The organism is Arthrobacter sp. AFG20, assembly GCF_002892795.1.
Taxonomy (GTDB): Bacteria; Actinomycetota; Actinomycetes; order Actinomycetales; family Micrococcaceae; genus Arthrobacter.
In genome coordinates, this window is record NZ_PJMC01000001.1 from 429,556 (window position 1) to 444,696 (window position 15,141).

Here is a 15,141-nt window from a genome sequence, read left to right on the forward strand (position 1 = left end):
CGCCGGCAACCCTGGAGAACCAGCCGCATGAACACCCAGACCCGCGAGTCAACGTCCATGAGTGATGCCCAAGACAAGGCAGGCACCCTCATCGAAGCCCTGCCGTGGATCCAGCGCTTCGCCGGAACCACCATGGTGATCAAGTACGGCGGCAACGCCATGGTCAATGACGATCTGCGCCGCGCCTTCGCCGAGGACGTCGTGTTCCTCCACCACGTGGGCATCCACCCCGTGGTGGTGCACGGCGGCGGCCCGCAGATCAACTCGATGCTGGGCAGGCTCGGCATCGAGTCGGAGTTCAAGGGCGGCCTGCGTGTGACCACGCCCGAGGCAATGGACGTGGTGCGCATGGTCCTCACCGGCCAGGTGGGCCGCGAACTGGTGGGCCTGATCAACTCGCACGGGCCCTACGCCGTCGGCATGTCCGGTGAAGACGGCGGCCTGCTGCGCGCCGTCCGCACCGGAACCGTCGTTGACGGCGAGCAGGTGGACCTCGGGCTCGTGGGCGAGGTGGTGGGAGTCGACCCCGCCGGCATCGTGGACATTCTCGACGCCGGCCGGATCCCCGTGATCTCCACCGTCGCCCCGGAGATCACCGACGCCGGGGAAGCCGTGACGGGCACCGCCCGGTTCCAGCCCACCGGCCAGGTCCTGAACGTCAACGCGGACACCGCAGCGGCGGCCGTGGCCTCCGCGCTGGGCGCCTCGAAGCTGGTCATCCTGACCGACGTCGAAGGCCTCTACGCCAACTGGCCGGACAAATCCTCGCTCATTTCCTCCCTGACAGCCTCCGAGCTGCGGGACATGCTGCCCAGCCTCGAATCAGGCATGATCCCCAAGATGGCCGCCTGCCTCAAGGCGATCGACGAGGGCGTGGAGCGGGCGCACATCGTGGACGGCCGGCTGCCCCATTCGATGCTTCTTGAAACTTTTACGACGGCGGGCATCGGCACCCAGGTTGTCCCGGACGAGGAGACGAACGCATGAGCAACTTTGAACAATCCGCAGTCGTTGAGCAGTCCCCGGTGGTTGAGCTGGTCGAAACCAAGGGCCATTCCAGCGGCGCCGACTGGTTGGCGCGTTACTCGTCGTCGCTGATGGGCGTCTTCGGTACGCCGCAGCGGGTGCTGGTCCGCGGCGCCGGCTGCCTCGTCTGGGACGCCGACGGCAAGGAGTACCTGGACCTCCTGGGCGGTATCGCCGTCAACGCGCTGGGCCACGCCCACCCGTTCGTGACATCGGTGATCTCCAGCCAGCTGGCCACCCTGGGACACGTTTCAAACTTCTTCACCAGCCCCACGCAGATCGCGCTGGCCGAAAAGCTGCTGGAACTCAGTGCAGCCCCGGCCGGCTCCAAGGTGTTCTTCACCAACTCCGGGACGGAGGCCAACGAGGCCGCCTTTAAGCTGGCCCGCCGCAACTCCGGAACCGAGAGCGGCAAGCCCCGCACCCGGATCATCGCGCTCGAAGGCGCATTCCACGGCCGGACCATGGGTGCACTGGCGCTCACCGCCAAAGAAGCGTACCGCGAGCCCTTCGAGCCCATGCCCGGCGGCGTTGAGCACATCCCGTTCGGGGACATCGAAGCGCTGCGCAACGCTGTGGATGACACCGTGGCTGCCGTCTTCTTGGAACCGATCCAGGGGGAGGCAGGCGTCCGGCCCCTTCCGGCCGGCTACCTGAAGGCCGCCCGCGAGTTCACCGCGGAGGCCGGTGCCCTGCTGATCCTGGACGAGGTGCAGACCGGCATCGCCCGCACGGGCAAGTGGCTGGCCAGCGAGGACGCCGGGATCGTCCCGGACGCCATCACCCTGGCCAAAGGCCTCGGCGGCGGTTTCCCGATCGGTGCGCTCGTCACGTTCGGAGCGCAGACGTCGTCGCTGCTGTCCGCGGGGCAGCACGGCACCACGTTCGGCGGCAACCCTGTGGCCACCGCGGCGGCCCTGGCCACCCTGCACGCCATCGAAAGCCAGCACGTGCTGGACAACGTCCGCGCCGTGGGCGAGCATATCCGTCAGGCTCTGCCCGCCGTCGACGGTGTCACCGAGGTGCGCGGCGAGGGCCTGCTGATCGGCTTCGACCTGGACGCCGACGTCGCCCCAGCGGCCGTGACCGCGGCCCTGGACGCCGGCTTCATCATCAACAGCCCCGGCCCGCGCACCATCCGCCTGGCCCCGCCGCTCATCCTGACCACCGAGCAGGCGGACCGTTTCCTGGCCGCCCTTCCGGCCATCCTGCAAACCGCAAAGGACGCACAGTGACTTCCACCGGCACCATCCGCCACTTCCTCAAGGACACGGACCTGAGCCCTGCCGAGCAGGCGGAAGTCCTGGAGCTCGCGGGACGCATGAAGGCGGCGCCGTACAGTGTCCAGCCGTTCGCCGCCGAAGGCAGCGGCCGCAAGACCGTTGCGGTGATCTTCGACAAGACCTCCACCCGGACCAGGGTCTCCTTTGCCACCGGCGTGGCGGACATGGGCGGCAACGCCCTGATCATCAACCCGGGCGAGGCGCAGATCGGCCACAAGGAATCCGTGGAGGACACCGCCAAGGTCCTCGAGCGCATGGTTTCCACCATCGTGTGGCGGACCGGCGCGCACTCCGGCCTCGTTGCAATGGCCGAAAACTCCAAGGTTCCGGTCATCAACGCGCTGTGCGACGACTACCACCCGTGCCAGCTGCTGGCTGACCTCCTGACCGTCAAGGAGCACAAGGGTGAACTCAAGGGCCTCACCATGGCCTACCTCGGCGACGCCGCCAACAACATGGCCAACTCCTACCTGCTGGCCGGCGTCACGGCCGGCATGCACGTCCGCATCGCCGGCCCCGAGGGCTACCTGCCCGCGGCCGGCATCGTGGCCGCCGCCCAGGAACGTGCCGCCGAGACCGGCGGCTCCGTCCTCATCACCACCGACGCGGCGGAGGCACTCAAGGGCGCCGACGTCGTTGCCACCGACACCTGGGTCTCCATGGGCCAGGAAGCCGAAAAGGAAGCACGGATGCAGCTGTTCCGTGAATACTCCGTGGACGAGGCCGCGCTGGCCCAGGCCGCTGCCGACGCCGTCGTGCTGCACTGCCTGCCCGCCTACCGCGGCTATGAAATTTCGGCCGGCGTGATTGACGGCCCGCAGTCCATCGTGTGGGACGAGGCGGAGAACCGGCTGCACGCGCAGAAGGGGCTCATGGCCTGGCTCATGCACCGGTCCGGGCTGGCGTTCGTCGACGGTCTTTCTCCGGTTGAAGGCACCGGGGAGAGCACGTTCTAGTGTCCACCAACCCGGCGGCCCCGGGCGCGAGCCCGGCCACCAAGACCGCCCGCCAGGCGCGGATCACCGCGATCCTGACCGGCGAATCGGTGCGTTCGCAGGCGGAGCTTGCGGCGCTGCTCGCGGACGACGGCGTGCAGGTCACCCAGGCCACGCTGTCGCGTGACCTGGTGGAGCTTGGTGCCGTCCGCGTCCGCGGCAAGGAAGGCGTGCTGGTGTACGCGGTCCCCGGTGAAGGCGGGGAGCGGGCGGCCAAGAGCGGGGTCAGCCAGGAAATCCTCGACGCCAGGCTGGCACGGCTGTGCGGCGAACTGCTGGTCACGGCGGAGGCCTCGGCCAACCTGGCCGTGCTCCGCACGCCGCCGGGCGCGGCGAACTTCCTCGCCCTCGCCATCGACCATTCCGTGATGCCCTCGATCCTGGGCACCATCGCCGGGGACGACACCGTGCTGCTGGTGGCCCGGGACCCGCTGGGCGGGCCGGACCTGGCGGCCCGGTTCCTGCAGCTCGCCGAGGAAGCCGGCACGGGCCAGTAGCGTCCGGCCGCTTTCTTCCACGACGTATAAACACAGACAAACAAAAAAACAAACAACAACTAAGGAGCATATTCCGTGACTGAGCGTATTGTTCTGGCCTACTCAGGTGGCCTGGATACTTCCGTAGCCATCGGCTGGATCGGTGAAGCCACCGGAGCCGAGGTCATCGCCGTGGCGGTCGACGTCGGACAGGGCGGCGAATCGCTGGAGACCATCCGCCAGCGCGCCCTCGGCTGCGGCGCCGTCGAGGCCTACGTGGCCGACGCGTCTGACGAGTTCGCCAACGAATACTGCGTGCCCACGCTGAAGGCCAACGCCCTCTACCAGGGCCACTACCCGCTGGTCTCCGCTATTTCCCGCCCGGTGATCGTCAAGCACCTGGTCAAGGCCGCCCGCGAATTCGGCGCCACCACCGTGGCCCACGGCTGCACCGGCAAGGGCAACGACCAGGTCCGCTTCGAGGTGGGCATCCAGACCCTCGGACCGGACCTGAAGTGCATCGCTCCGGTCCGCGACCTCGCCCTCACCCGCGACAAGGCCATCGCCTTCGCCGAGGAAAAGGGCCTGCCGATCGAGACCACCAAGAAGAACCCGTACTCGATCGACCAGAACGTCTGGGGACGCGCCGTCGAAACCGGCTACCTCGAGGACATCTGGAACGCCCCCACCAAGGACATCTACGACTACACCGCCACCCCGGAGTTCCCGCCGGCCCCGGATGAAGTCACCATCTCCTTCGAGGCAGGCGTGCCGGTGGCGATCGACGGCGTGAAGGTCACCCCGCTGCAGGCCATCAAGGAACTGAACCGCCGTGCCGGCGCCCAGGGCGTGGGCCGGATCGACGTGGTCGAGGACCGCCTCGTGGGCATCAAGTCCCGCGAAATCTACGAAGCACCGGGTGCCATGGCGCTGATCACCGCGCACAAGCACCTCGAGGACATCACCATCGAGCGCGAGCAGGCCCGCTTCAAGGCCACCGTTGGCCAGCGCTGGGCCGAACTGGTCTACGACGGCCAGTGGTTCTCCCCGCTCAAGCGCTCCCTCGACGCCTTCATCGAGGACACCCAGAAGTACGTCTCCGGCGACATCCGCATGGTGCTGCACGGCGGCCAGGCGATCGTGAACGGACGCCGCTCCGACACCTCGCTCTACGACTTCGACCTCGCCACCTACGACACCGGCGACACGTTCGACCAGTCCATGGCCCGCGGCTTCATCGAGCTGTGGGGCATGTCCGCCAAGGTCGCCTCCGGCCGCGATATCCGCGTCGCAGGACAGTGATGGAGGACCTGGGCCCACGAGCGCAGGGGTCCCCAGCCGAGCGAAGCGAGACTGGGGCGCGCTCGGGGACAAATGAAGGCGCACTGTGGGGCGGCCGGTTCGCCGGCGGCCCCGCCGACGCGCTGGCGGCGCTGAGCAAGTCGACGCACTTCGACTGGCGCCTGGCCCGCTACGACATCGCCGGATCCAAGGCGCACGCCCGCGTGCTGCACAAGGCCGGGCTGCTGGACGATGCCGAGCTCGAAGGCATGCTTGCTGCCCTGGCTCAGCTGGACGACGACGTTGCCTCCGGGGCCTACCTGCCCGCGGAGTCCGACGAGGACGTCCACGGCTCGCTGGAGCGCGGACTTATCGAGCGCGCCGGTACCCAGCTGGGCGGCAAGCTCCGCGCCGGGCGGTCACGCAACGACCAGGTGGCCACGCTGGGCCGCATGTTCCTGCGCGACCACGCCCGGATCATTGCCCGCGGCGTGCTGGCAACGATCGAGGCGCTGGTGGACCAGGCCAAGGCGCACCAAGGTGTGGCCATGCCCGGACGGACCCACCTCCAGCACGCGCAGCCCGTCCTGCTCAGCCACCACCTGCTGGCCCACGCCTGGGCGCTGCTGCGCGATGTGCAGCGGCTCCAGGACTGGGACAAGCGCGCCGGCGTTTCGCCGTACGGTTCCGGTGCCCTCGCGGGCTCCTCGCTGGGCCTTGACCCCGAGGCCGTGGCGGCTGACCTGGGCTTCTTCTCGGCAACGCACAACTCGATCGACGGCACCGCCTCCCGCGACGTCTTCGCCGAGTTCGCCTGGGTCACCGCCATGATCGGTGTTGACCTGTCCCGGGTCTCGGAGGAAGTCATCCTGTGGGCCACGAAGGAATTCTCCTTCGTCACCCTGCACGATTCCTACTCCACGGGGTCGTCCATCATGCCGCAGAAGAAAAACCCGGACGTGGCAGAGCTGGCCCGCGGCAAGGCCGGCCGGCTGATCGGCAACCTCACCGGCCTGCTGGCCACGCTGAAGGGCCTGCCGCTCGCGTACAACCGCGACCTGCAGGAGGACAAGGAGCCGGTGTTCGACGCCGCCGACACCCTCGAGCTCCTGCTCCCGGCTGTCTCCGGCATGATCGCCACGCTGACGTTCAACACCGAGCGGATGGAATCGCTGGCTCCCCAGGGCTTCGCGCTTGCCACGGACATCGCCGAGTGGCTGGTCCGCCAGGGTGTGCCGTTCCGCGAAGCGCACGAACTGTCCGGCGCGGCCGTGAAGCAGGCCGAAAGCCGCAACGTCGAACTCTGGGACCTGACGGACGAGGAGTATGCCGCCATCTCGGAGCACCTGACGCCGGAAGTCCGCTCGGTCCTGTCCACCGAGGGCTCGCTGAACAGCCGGAACTCGCAGGGCGGCACCGCACCGGCCGCCGTCGAGCGCCAGCTAGCTGCGCTGGAAGGCGAGCTTAACGGCGTCCGCGGGTACGCGGGATAGCGTCCGGCACGTCCCAGCCACCGAGGTGGCACTTTGCGGCAATGTTTTTCGAAACTGCTGCCGCGAAGTGCCATCTCGTTGGCGTTAAGCGGGATTAACCCTCCGCTACGATTGCGGCATGACCGCGATCACACCTGACACTCTGCTCGCCGAACTCCACAAGGCGGCCGACGCCGTGTCCTCCCTGGTGGCCAAACTCACCGAGGCTGACGTCCCGGCCCCCTCGGCCCTTCCGGGCTGGACCCGCGGGCACGTCCTCGCGCACATAGCGGGCATCTCCAACGCGATGGCGCGGCAGCTCGAATACGCCGCGCGCGGCGAAACGGTGGAACTGTACGACGGCGGCTATGAGGGCCGCACGAAGGCCATCGAAATGAGCGCCGGGCATGCTCTGGCCCAGCACCGCGCGGACCTGGACGCAGCACTGGAGCGGGCGCTGCGCGCCTTCGACTCGCTCAATGGGAACGCTGGTGCGGTTGGCGCGGCGGGCTGGCGCGCGCCCATTTCCTACCGCGGGGGAGTGGTGCTGGACGGCGGCCTGGCGCTATGGCGCGAGCTCGTGATCCACGCCTCCGACCTCAATACCGGCCGCGGCCCGGAAACGTGGAGCAGGCCGTTCTGCGAGCACCTGTTCACCTTCCTGGCCGCACGCGTGCCGGAGGAGCAGAAGCTGGTGCTGCAGCCGCTTGGCATGCAGCCGGTGACGATCGGGACTGGCGGCCGCTCTACGGTCATTAGCGGCATGGTCACCGATATCGCCGCGTGGCTCGCCGGACGGGAGCCGTCGCTGGGCAGCCTGCGCGCTTCAGCCGCGGCCGACGGCGTGGACCTGCCGGAACTGCTGCCGTGGCCTTCCGGGGTTCCGGCGAAGTAGCACCAGGGCCCTATCCGCACGTCAGCAGCTCAACCGGCGGTGAGCCCTGCTTTTCGCGGGCCAGCAGGCTTTCCTTGATCCGCAGCCCCCAGCGGAAGCCGCCCATCGTGCCGTCCGTGCGGACCACCCGATGGCACGGAACGAACAGCGCCGCCGCGTTGAAGGCGCAGGCGCTGGCGGCGGCCCGGACTGCCTTTGCATTGCCGGACAGCTCAGCGTATTCCGTGTAGGTGACCGGCGTCCCCGGGCTGACGGTGCGGAGCACGTCCCACGCGTGGGCGCGGAACGGGCCCGATTTCTGCAGGACGGGCACGTTCATGGCAGGAGCAGGATCGCCCGCGTAGAAGGCCTCCACGGCCGCGGAAATCGGCCCGAGATGCTCCACCGCCTCGTAGGCTTCCGGCAGGAGCTGCGGATGGATCTGGCCCGTCAGGTCCTGCGGGTCGGCCGTCCAGCCCGAGGCGAGCACCACGCCGTCGCGGGCGATGATGGTGAACGGCCCGTCCGGCGTTGTCATGGTGAGCAGCTGGGCTTTCATTGCACTGTCACTTTTCATCGCACTGTCGCTTGTCATTGCACTCGTCACTTTCATTTCACGCTGTCGCTTTGGTTGGCTGCGCCCTGTGCGCTGCGGGAGTGCGGGATACAGCAGTTTTGGACGCAGCTGCAGCGGCGCGCCAGAGGTGCATGGTGGCGTACGAACGCCAGGGACCGACTTCGCGGAAGTCCGGCGACGGCGCGGCGCCCGGTCCCGGAGTACGGGTTATCGGGCTGTCGTCGCCGGACAGCGCCCGGATGCCGTTGCGTACCGCTGCGTCGTTGGCGAGGAAGATGTCCGGTGCGCCGATGACCCGCATGGCCACGTATCCCACGGTCCACGGTCCGACGCCCGGCTGCGGCAGCAGCTTGGCGGACAGGCCGGGCAGGTCGTCCCCGTAGCCAAGGTCCAGCGTGCTTTCGGCCAGCGCCTCGGCAACGCCCAGCAGAGACTCAGTCCTGCGCCGCGGCCCGCGCAGCAGTTCTGGGCCGGCTTCGGCGATCTGCGCCGGCGACGGGAACAGCCGGGAAAGCCCGTCGCCAGCGGCCGCGCTGGGACTGCCGGCCGCGGCCAGCTGCGTGAGGGCCGTGCGCGCGGCGGCCACGGTGATCTGCTGCCCCACCATCGCCCGGATAAGCAGTTCCTGCGGATCGAGGGCGCCCGGCAGGCGGATCCCCGGCACCGCCGCCACGGACGCCGAAAGCCGGGGATCCGCACCGAGCGCGCCGTCAATGGCGACGGGATCGGCGTCGAGGTCAAAAAGCCGGCGTACCCTGCTCAGCAGGGCCGGCAGATCCCGGAGGTCCACCGCGCCGATGGTGAGCACCAGCGGCCGCCCGCGCGGCCCGCCGTCGTACTTTACAGTTGCACCCTCTCCTGTGCCGTTCCCTGCACCGGAGTATTCGACGCCCGTGTACTCCACGCTGAACCGCGCGTCCCCATGCGGAAGCCGCAGCGTACGGGCATAGGACGTTGCGGTTCCGGCCTCGATCCCCGGAATGGCGCGGACGGCGAGGAAGCTGAACACGCCCGGGTCGAACGGTTCGCGGTAGGGGAGCGCAAGCGTGAGTGAGGTGCTCGCGGTGCCTGACGGATGGTGCCGGGCGGTGCTGCGCATCGCGGTGGGCGTCATGTCGAACACCTCGGCCACGGTCTCGTTGAACTGGCGGACGCTGCTGAAGCCGGCGGCGAAGGCGACATCTGCGAGCTTCATCTTGGTGGAGACCAGCAGCGTCCGCGCAGTCTGTGCCCTGCTGGCCCGGGCCAGGGACAGGGGACCGGCGCCGAGTTCATGGCTGAGGATCCGGTTCAGCTGCCGGGACGAATAGCCAAGCCGCGACGCGAGCCCCTCAACGCCGTCGCGGTTGATCACGCCGTCATTGATCAGCCGCATGGCCCGGCCGGCGATATCCGAACGGAGGTTCCAGGCCGGTGTGCCCGGCACGGCCTCAGGCAGGCAGCGCTTGCAGGCGCGGTAGCCGGCCTCGTGGGCGGCGGCGGACGTCTCATAGAAAGTTACGTTCTCCGCCTTGGGCGTCCTTGCCGGGCACGACGGCCGGCAGTAGATGCCCGTGGTCCGCACCGCCGTGAAGAACTGCCCGTCGAAACGGGTGTCCCGCGCGTCGATGGCGCGGTAGCGCTGCCAGAAGTCCATGACTCCATCCTGCCAGTCCCCAAGGGGGCCTGCTAGCGGAAATCGGACATGGCCATGGAAGGCTTCCCGAGGCATCAGGCCCGGACAACAGGCGCTTCGGTAAAGTCGGGGCATGACCACCAGCGGCCCTGTGCGGCAGTTCCTGTCCGGCGACGCCCGCGAAATCGCCCCGCTGCTCCTGGGTGCCGTCCTGACGCACGACAGCGAGGAGGGTTCCGTCGCCGTCCGGATCACCGAACTCGAGGCCTACATGGGACCCGTCGATTCACTGCACCCTGATCCCGGCTCCCACACCTACCGGGGACCCACCCGCAGGAACGCCCCCATGTTCGGCCCGGCCGGCCACCTCTACGTCTACTTCACGTATGGCATGCACTACTGCGCCAACATCGTCTGCGGCCCGGCGGGCCACGCCTCCGCTGTCCTCCTGCGTGCGGGTGAAATCGTCGAGGGCCGGGAACTGGCCCTCGCGCGCCGGCCGACGTCGAAAGCCGCAAAGGACTTGGCCAGCGGACCCGCGCGGCTGGCCACCGCACTCGGGCTGACTACCGAGGACAGTGGGCGGGACGCCCTGGACACACCGTTTGGCCTGGTGCTGCCGCCCGCACCAGCCGCCCACGTCAGCACGGGGCCGCGGGTCGGCGTAGCCGGCCACGGCGGCACGCACGATTATCCATGGCGGTTCTGGCTCACCGGCGACCCCACGGTGTCCCGTTACAAGGCTGCAAAGGCGCGTCCGCCGCGGGCGTAGGCTGGACGGGTGAACCACAGCGAACAAGCCCCTGCCCCTCGGCCCGTCCCCGTGGACGAACTCATTACCAGCCTCTGCGCGACCGTTCCGGACTACCCCAAACCCGGAATCACCTTCAAGGACCTGACCCCCGTCTTTGCCGACGGTCCCGCGTTCCGGGCAGTCGTTGACGCGCTCGTGGAACCGTTCAAGGGGCAGTTCGATGCCGTGGCCGGCGTCGAGGCACGGGGCTTCCTGCTCGCCGCCGCCGCGGCTTACGCCACCGGCACCGGCGTGGTGACAGTGCGCAAGGCCGGGAAGCTGCCGCGCGAGGTCTACTCCGAGGACTACGCCTTGGAATACGGCAACGCCACGCTGGAACTTCACACCACGGATTTGGCCCGCGGCAGCCGGGTGCTGATCCTCGATGACGTCCTGGCCACGGGCGGCACCCTCGGGGCTGCCGCCCGCCTGTTTGAACGCTGCGGGGTCCACGTCTCGGGCGTGGGGGTGGTGATGGAGCTCGGCGAGCTGCGCGGCCGCTCCGCCCTGGCCGGGCACCGCGTGCGGTCACTGTTGCGGCTCTGACCAGCGGCCTTGTCGGTGAGGGACGGAGCCGCCACGTCAGATAACCTGCTCTAAGCGACTCAACAGCCGCCACGTGAGCCGAAAAGGTTATAGAATGGACGGTCTGTCTTTTGCGATAGGGGAACGATGCACGACGCCGATTTGGCCCACGAACGGGACTATGTAGCCGGCCTGTACACACGGCTTGATGAATTGCGCGCGGAAAAGCGCGCCCAGCTGGCCCAGGTGCGCCGCGCGGGAGCAATCGGCACCATGCAGAACGTCTCTGAACGCGATGCCTTCGCGGCCCTGTACGAGGACCGCCTTGCCCAGCTCGACGCCGTCGACGACCGCCTGGTGTTCGGCCGGCTGGACCTGGACTCCGGCGAGGCACAGTACATTGGCCGCATCGGGCTCACCACCGAGGACCTCGTCCGGCTCATGGTCGACTGGCGCGCGCCTGAGGCCGGCCATTTCTACCAGGCCACAGCATTTGACCGCCAGGGAGTGCGCCGGCGCCGGCACCTGATCCTGCAGGGCCGCGAGGTCAAGGCCATTGAGGACGACGTCCTGGACGCCGACATGCTCTCCGACGCCGACTCGCTGCAGGGCGAGGGCGCCCTGCTGGCCGCCCTGAATTCCAAGCGCACGGGCCGCATGTCGGACATCGTGGGCACCATCCAGTCCGAGCAGGACCGCATCATCCGGTCCTCCATCTCCGGCGCCCTCGTGGTGCAGGGCGGCCCCGGCACCGGAAAAACCGCCGTGGCCCTGCACCGCGCCGCCTATCTGCTGTACACCCACCGTGACCGGCTTAAGTCCGCCGGCGTGCTGCTGGTGGGGCCGTCGTCGTCGTTCATGAAATACATCGAACGCGTCCTGCCGTCGCTGGGTGAAACCGGCGTCGTCATGGCCAGCCTGGGCAGGCTCATGCCGGGCATCAACGCCGTGCCGGAGCAGGAGGCGGATGTTGCCGCCATCAAGGGCAGGCTGGAGATGGCTGAGGTCATCGCGAATGCCGTGGCCAACCGGCAGCGCATTCCGGCCGAAAACCGGATCCTGGAAGTGGACGGCCGCAAGCTGACCCTCACGCCCCGTCAGGTCCGCCGCGCCCGTGAACGCGCACGCTCCACCGGCAAGCCGCACAACGAGGCCCGCGTTACGTTCGTCAAGATCCTGCTCCGCGAGCTGACCGAGCAGATGACCGAGCTCGTCGAAGCCGGCAACATCGGCAATAACGCCGACCGGTCCTACCTTGCCGAGGACGTCCGGACAGCTCGCGATGTGCGTGTCGCGCTGAACCTCTGCTGGATGCCGATGACGCCCGAGAAGCTCGTGGGCGAACTCCTCAGCAAGCCCGCGCTCCTTGAAGCCTGCACCCCCGGGCTGACCGCCAGGGAACGCGAGCTCCTGCTGCGGGCTCCGGATGCCCCCTGGACCGAGGCCGACGTCCCCCTGCTGGACGAAGCAGCTGAACTGCTCGGTGAGCTGGACCCGGCTGCAGGTCGCGGCCTCGCCCAGCAGGAGCAGGACCGGGCCCGCGCCCTGGCCAACGCCCGGCAGACCCTGGTCAACATGGAGTCCGCCGGCGTCGATGTCCTGATGTCCGCCGAGGAACTCGTTGAGCAAAACGAGGAGCGCGAGGCCCGTCTGACGGCCGCCGAGCGCGCCACCAGTGACCGCACCTGGGCCTTCGGCCACATCGTTGTCGACGAGGCCCAGGAACTGTCGCCCATGCAGTGGCGGCTCCTGGTCCGGCGCTGCCCCCTCAAGTCCTTCACGATCGTGGGGGATATCGCGCAGACCAGCTCCGTGGCCGGCGCGAAGTCATGGCAGGGAGCCCTCGCACCGATGTTCGGCGACCGCTGGCAGCTGGAGGAGCTGACGGTGAACTACCGGACGCCGTCGCAAATCGCCGAAGCGGCGGCACGCATGGCCAACGCCGCCGGGCTGGTGGTCTCCGCCCCGAAGGCCGTCCGGGAAGGCCGCTGGTCGCCGATCATCGACCGCGTGGAGAAGTCGGACCTCGTGAACCGGCTGGTGGAGGTCCTTCCCGAGGAGCTCCAAGCGCTCGACGGCGGCCTGCTCGCCGTGATTGCCGACGGCGACCTGCTGAGGGAGGCCACCGCCGCGCTCCGCGCGAAGTATGGCTCCAGGCTCGGTACCGGCGCCGGCAGTTACGAACAGGACGTGGTGGTCATCAGCCCGCGGGAAGCCAAGGGACTCGAGTTCGACGGCGTCGTGGTCCTTGAACCGAGCGCCATGCTGAACCATGAGCACGGCAGGGTCGGTGATTTGTACGTCGCCATGACCCGCCCCACCCAGCGGCTTCGGCTGATCGCGGCCGCGGACGTTCCGGCGGGCATCGAGCGTTAATATCTCCTGGGCAGGCCGGTCGTTCGCGGCCCGGCCTGTCTCCAGCCCTTCACGAGGGTCCGGAGGCCGCTGATCCTGCTAACTTAGAAGGCGTGTCACAACTAAACGACCTCGAATCCCAGCAGAACGACCCCAGCTTCGCCAACATCTGGCAGGAGCTCAAATGGCGCGGCCTTGTCCACGTATCCACCGACGAGGTGGAACTGGAGAAGCTCCTCGCCGGGGAACCGGTCACTTATTACTGCGGATTCGATCCCACGGCACCGAGCCTTCACCTGGGAAACCTGGTCCAGCTCCTCCTCATGAGGCGGCTTCAGCTGGCCGGCCACAAGCCGCTGGGCCTCGTGGGCGGTTCCACCGGGCTGATCGGCGATCCGCGACCGACGGCGGAACGGACCCTGAACACCAAGGACACCGTTTCCGAGTGGGTCGGCTACCTGCAGGCCCAGGTCCGCCGTTTCCTCAGCTTCGATGGCGCCAACGCTGCCCGGATGGTCAATAACCTCGACTGGACCGCGCCGCTGAGCGCGATCGACTTCCTCCGCGAGGTCGGCAAGCACTTCCGCGTGGGAACGATGCTGCGCAAGGACGCCGTGGCTTCACGCCTCAGCTCCGAGGAAGGCATCAGCTACACGGAGTTCAGCTACCAGATCCTGCAGGGCATGGATTACCTCGAGCTCTACCGCGACTATGGCTGCATGCTGCAGACCGGCGGATCCGACCAGTGGGGCAACCTCACCAGCGGCACCGAACTGATCCGCAAGGTTGAGGGCAAGACGGTTCACGCTCTGGGCACTCCGCTCATCACCAACTCGGACGGCACCAAGTTCGGCAAGAGCGAGGGCAACGCCATCTGGCTGGACTCTGCCATGGTCAGCCCGTACACCTTCTACCAGTTCTGGCTGAACACCGCCGATGCGGATGTTGTGGACCGGCTGAAGGTGTTCACTTTCCTGACCCGTGCCGAGATCGAGGATGTGGCAGCGTCCGTCGCCGAGCGCCCCTTCGCCCGCGAAGGCCAGCGGAAGCTTGCCTACGAAGTGACGGCCCTGGTCCACGGAGCCGAAGCCACAGAAAAGGTCATTGCCGCTTCTGCCGCTGTCTTCGGAAACGGCGATCTGTCGGTGCTCGATGAGCAGACGCTGGCCGCGGCGACGGCCGAACTGCCGTCTGCTTCCGTGGACGGAGCGGGCCTGGGCATCATCGACCTGCTGGTGGCCTCGGGACTGTCGGACAGCAAGTCCGCCGCGCGCCGCGTCGTCGGCGAGGGCGGCGCCTACGTCAACAACGCGAAGGTCACGGACCCGGACGCGGTGATCTCTCCGTCCCAGCTCCTGCACGGCAAGTACCTGCTGCTCCGCCGCGGCAAGAAAAACCTGGCCACGGTTGAGGTAACCGGCGCCTAGCACCGGAACCGAGCAATTGCACGCTCCTCCGCAGCCGATTTGCACGGCCGTGGGGGAGCGTGTAATGTCTTCTGAGTCGCCGCCGCTGAGCGGTGACAAACCCCCTTCACTGAGAAGCAATTCTTCAACTTCAAAGCATGAATGAAGAAAAGCTTCCATTAGTGCTGGGCGGATTCGTTCCACGGGGTAAATGCCGGGTGAATAACCCGGATTTGCAAAGTGAAAATGAATGAAATAAGCTGGAAACATCGCAGCGAAGAAATGCGAAACAATAAAATTCCCGAGTATTTATACGGAATTGTTTCGCGAGTATTCGAATGTGTCTGTTGTTTGAGAACTCAATAGTGTGCCAAGTTTGTTGATACCGATTTTTTCATGAATTGGTTGAATTTGCCGGACCGTGCCGCCTCCGTGGTGTGGTCTGGTGTTTTTGGCTGGTTTC

At 67.7% G+C, this 15,141-nt stretch carries 13 protein-coding genes; 11 read left to right on the forward strand and 2 right to left on the reverse strand.

The features are described 5' to 3' along the window. The first annotated feature begins 27 nt into the window (after nt 1-27). From argB to CXZ05_RS01965, 7 genes are all read left to right on the forward strand, one after another. Complete coding sequence (gene argB, locus CXZ05_RS01935) at nt 28-987, forward strand: acetylglutamate kinase (RefSeq protein WP_102970912.1); 960 nt, start codon at nt 28-30, stop codon at nt 985-987. Then, a complete protein-coding gene (locus CXZ05_RS01940) occupies nt 984-2,261 on the forward strand; it encodes an acetylornithine transaminase (RefSeq protein ID WP_102970913.1) in 1,278 nt (425 codons plus the stop codon). Before argB ends, CXZ05_RS01940 begins: the two co-directional genes overlap by 4 nt. Then, on the forward strand, nt 2,258-3,265 hold the full coding sequence (gene argF / locus CXZ05_RS01945; protein ID WP_102970914.1) for an ornithine carbamoyltransferase: 1,008 nt from the start codon (nt 2,258-2,260) through the stop codon (nt 3,263-3,265). Before CXZ05_RS01940 ends, argF begins: the two co-directional genes overlap by 4 nt. Then, nucleotides 3,265-3,801 (forward strand): arginine repressor, encoded by a 537-nt coding sequence (locus CXZ05_RS01950; protein WP_102970915.1) that lies wholly within the window; start codon nt 3,265-3,267, stop codon nt 3,799-3,801. Before argF ends, CXZ05_RS01950 begins: the two co-directional genes overlap by 1 nt. Nucleotides 3,802-3,876: 75 nt before the next feature. Continuing rightward, nucleotides 3,877-5,082 carry an argininosuccinate synthase gene (locus CXZ05_RS01955; protein ID WP_102970916.1) on the forward strand — a complete coding sequence of 402 codons (1,206 nt, stop codon included), beginning with the start codon at nt 3,877-3,879 and terminating at the stop codon, nt 5,080-5,082. Continuing rightward, on the forward strand, nt 5,082-6,554 hold the full coding sequence (argH, locus tag CXZ05_RS01960) for an argininosuccinate lyase (RefSeq protein WP_102970917.1): 1,473 nt from the start codon (nt 5,082-5,084) through the stop codon (nt 6,552-6,554). The genes CXZ05_RS01955 and argH overlap by 1 nt, the downstream gene beginning before the upstream one ends. A gap of 118 nt (nt 6,555-6,672) precedes the next feature. Beyond that, nucleotides 6,673-7,428, forward strand: coding sequence for a maleylpyruvate isomerase family mycothiol-dependent enzyme (locus tag CXZ05_RS01965; protein WP_102970918.1), 756 nt, complete (start codon nt 6,673-6,675; stop codon nt 7,426-7,428). A gap of 10 nt (nt 7,429-7,438) precedes the next feature. On the opposite strand, the gene CXZ05_RS01970 is transcribed toward CXZ05_RS01965, so the two are convergent. Both CXZ05_RS01970 and CXZ05_RS01975 read right to left on the reverse strand, forming a co-directional pair. Beyond that, entirely contained in the window at nt 7,439-7,966 is a 528-nt protein-coding gene (locus CXZ05_RS01970; protein WP_102970919.1) for a methylated-DNA--[protein]-cysteine S-methyltransferase, read from the reverse strand. A gap of 55 nt (nt 7,967-8,021) precedes the next feature. Further along, complete coding sequence (locus tag CXZ05_RS01975) at nt 8,022-9,620, reverse strand: DNA-3-methyladenine glycosylase 2 family protein (RefSeq protein ID WP_102970920.1); 1,599 nt, start codon at nt 9,618-9,620, stop codon at nt 8,022-8,024. Between the two features lie 112 nt (nt 9,621-9,732). On the opposite strand from CXZ05_RS01975, the gene CXZ05_RS01980 reads away from it, so the two are divergent. The 4 genes from CXZ05_RS01980 to tyrS all read left to right on the forward strand — a co-directional run bounded on the left by CXZ05_RS01980 (nt 9,733) and on the right by tyrS (nt 14,699). Then, entirely contained in the window at nt 9,733-10,371 is a 639-nt protein-coding gene (locus tag CXZ05_RS01980) for a DNA-3-methyladenine glycosylase (RefSeq protein WP_102970921.1), read from the forward strand. Between the two features lie 9 nt (nt 10,372-10,380). Beyond that, on the forward strand, nt 10,381-10,938 hold the full coding sequence (locus tag CXZ05_RS01985) for an adenine phosphoribosyltransferase (protein ID WP_102970922.1): 558 nt from the start codon (nt 10,381-10,383) through the stop codon (nt 10,936-10,938). Nucleotides 10,939-11,064: 126 nt separating this feature from the next. Continuing rightward, nucleotides 11,065-13,293: an AAA family ATPase gene (locus CXZ05_RS01990; RefSeq protein WP_102970923.1), complete on the forward strand. Its 2,229-nt coding sequence runs from the start codon at nt 11,065-11,067 to the stop codon at nt 13,291-13,293. Nucleotides 13,294-13,385: 92 nt separating this feature from the next. After that, entirely contained in the window at nt 13,386-14,699 is a 1,314-nt protein-coding gene (gene tyrS, locus CXZ05_RS01995; RefSeq protein WP_102970924.1) for a tyrosine--tRNA ligase, read from the forward strand. Nucleotides 14,700-15,141: the final 442 nt, after the last annotated feature.